The organism is Sphingomonas sp. (genome assembly GCF_035910975.1).
Lineage (GTDB): Bacteria > Pseudomonadota > Alphaproteobacteria > Sphingomonadales > Sphingomonadaceae > Sphingomonas.
On record NZ_JAMHWM010000030.1, the window covers coordinates 1 to 1621 of the forward strand.

General features: G+C 67.9%; 3 protein-coding genes. 1 reads left to right on the forward strand and 2 read right to left on the reverse strand.

The features are described from left to right. Positions 1-79 precede the first annotated feature (79 nt). The gene (locus VYI76_RS12415; protein WP_326525116.1) at positions 80-265 is read left to right on the forward strand and encodes a hypothetical protein; all 186 of its coding nucleotides are present in this window, start codon (positions 80-82) and stop codon (positions 263-265) included. Positions 266-360: 95 nt separating this feature from the next. Here VYI76_RS12415 and VYI76_RS12420 read toward each other — a convergent pair whose 3' ends face one another. Then, positions 361-1047 (reverse strand): EI24 domain-containing protein, encoded by a 687-nt coding sequence (locus tag VYI76_RS12420; RefSeq protein WP_326525117.1) that lies wholly within the window; start codon positions 1045-1047, stop codon positions 361-363. Between the two features lie 54 nt (positions 1048-1101). Beyond that, positions 1102-1621 (reverse strand): nitroreductase family protein (locus tag VYI76_RS12425; RefSeq protein ID WP_326525118.1); only part of this gene is annotated, 520 nt, incomplete at its 5' end.

Genomic DNA, 1621 nt, shown 5'->3' on the forward strand with positions numbered 1-1621 from the left:
AGCAACTCGCCACTCGCTCTCGCGCCAGGCGTGAATCACCAATCGACTTTGGTGCAAATCGTGCTAGCCTCGTCACGCGATGATTGATCGCGACCAACAAGATCGCAAACTTTGGGAGGCCAGCGACGTGAGCATTCCGACGACCCTGCCACTTTTGGGCGCCGCCGCCGCGCTGCTTGCCTATTTCGTGGCGCGGCTCTCCGCGGCTCAGTCGGCGAAGGTGCCGGTTCGCGTAGAGACCAGGCGGCGTCGCCCGACTCGCTGAACGTCACACTTCTGACGGGTTCGTTTTCAGACCGCCGGAGCCCGTGAGGGCCGGCGGTCTTTTAGTCATGCCGATTGCCGTTTCCCGCGAACCGCTTAGCTCAGCCGGTGGAACTGGTGGGTGAACACCGCCACGCCGAAGATAGGCACGAACAGGTTCAGGATCGGGATCGTCAGCGGCACGGCCATGAGTATGCCGGCGATCCAGATGCGCCAGAAATGCCTCTTGCCCATCGCCGTGGCGGCCGCGAAACCGAGCCGCCGCGCCGCGACGAGCTGGAAATATTCCCGCCCGAGCAGATAACCGTTCAGCAGTACGAAGATGACCGGGGCGAGCGGCGGGAAGGCGAGATAGAGCGCGAAGGCGACGATATTGACGCCGGCGACGATGCCCGCGAAGCGCAGCGCGTCGCCGATCTGCTGGCCAATCGGCAGGTCCGTGACCGGCGGAAGCGCCGGATAGTGCCGCGCCTCCACCGCCGCGGCGATCGCATCGAGGAAGAAGCCGACCACGCCCGCGGCGACCGGCACCATCAGGAACACCGATAGCGCCAGCATCAGCCCTACCGCGGCCCAGGAGACGAGATCGTCGACGAAGCTGACCTGCCCCACCCAGGGCAGCGTCACCGTTCCGGGCAGAATCCAGCCGAGCGTGAGCATGACGGCCCAGAACACCAGCGCCAGCGCGACGATGGTGAGCGCGAGGGAGCCGAACAGAACGCGCAGAAATCTGGGATCGCCCATCTGGCCGAGCGCCCGGCCGAAATCCACGATCAAGCCCATCACACTCCCCCGCCGCGGCTCCCGGTTCAATCCGCCCCGGTCAACCCGTTTCCGTCAGTCAGCCCAGGTGACGATCTTCGCGAGGTCGGGTCGCGGCCGATCCGGCACCTCGCCCACCCCGGTCCCGATATGGATGAAGCCCACGATCCATTCGTGGTCGGCGAGGCCGAGCTCCTTCTCCCGAAGCTCCACGTCATAGGCGGGCCAGCCGGTGAGCCAGTTCGCGCCCCAGCCTTCGGCCAGCGCCGCGTTCAGGAGCGACAGCGCCACCGCCGCGGCGGACAGCGTCTGCTCGACCTGCGGCACCTTCTCGCTCTCGACCGGGCTCGCCACCACCGCGACCGCGACCGGCGCCTGTTCGAACGCGAGCGCGCCCTTCTCGCCATCCTGGCCCGTCACCTCGGCGCGATCGCGGATCGCGCGGGAAAAGCGGCCAAGGGCGACGCCGCGCAGGACGATCAGGCGCCAGGGCTCGAGCTTGCCGTGATCCGGCACGCGCACGGCGGCGGTCAGCAGCCGCTCCAGCGTCTCCCGATCCGGCTCGGGCAGGCCGAGAAGCCGGGCGGGCCGCGAG

Coding starts and splice junctions, on each gene's coding strand:
- VYI76_RS12415 (WP_326525116.1), top strand. CDS start 80: ATGATTGATCGCGACCAACAAGATCGCAAACTTTGGGAGGCCAGCGAC.
- VYI76_RS12420 (WP_326525117.1), bottom strand. CDS start 1,047: ATGGGCTTGATCGTGGATTTCGGCCGGGCGCTCGGCCAGATGGGCGAT.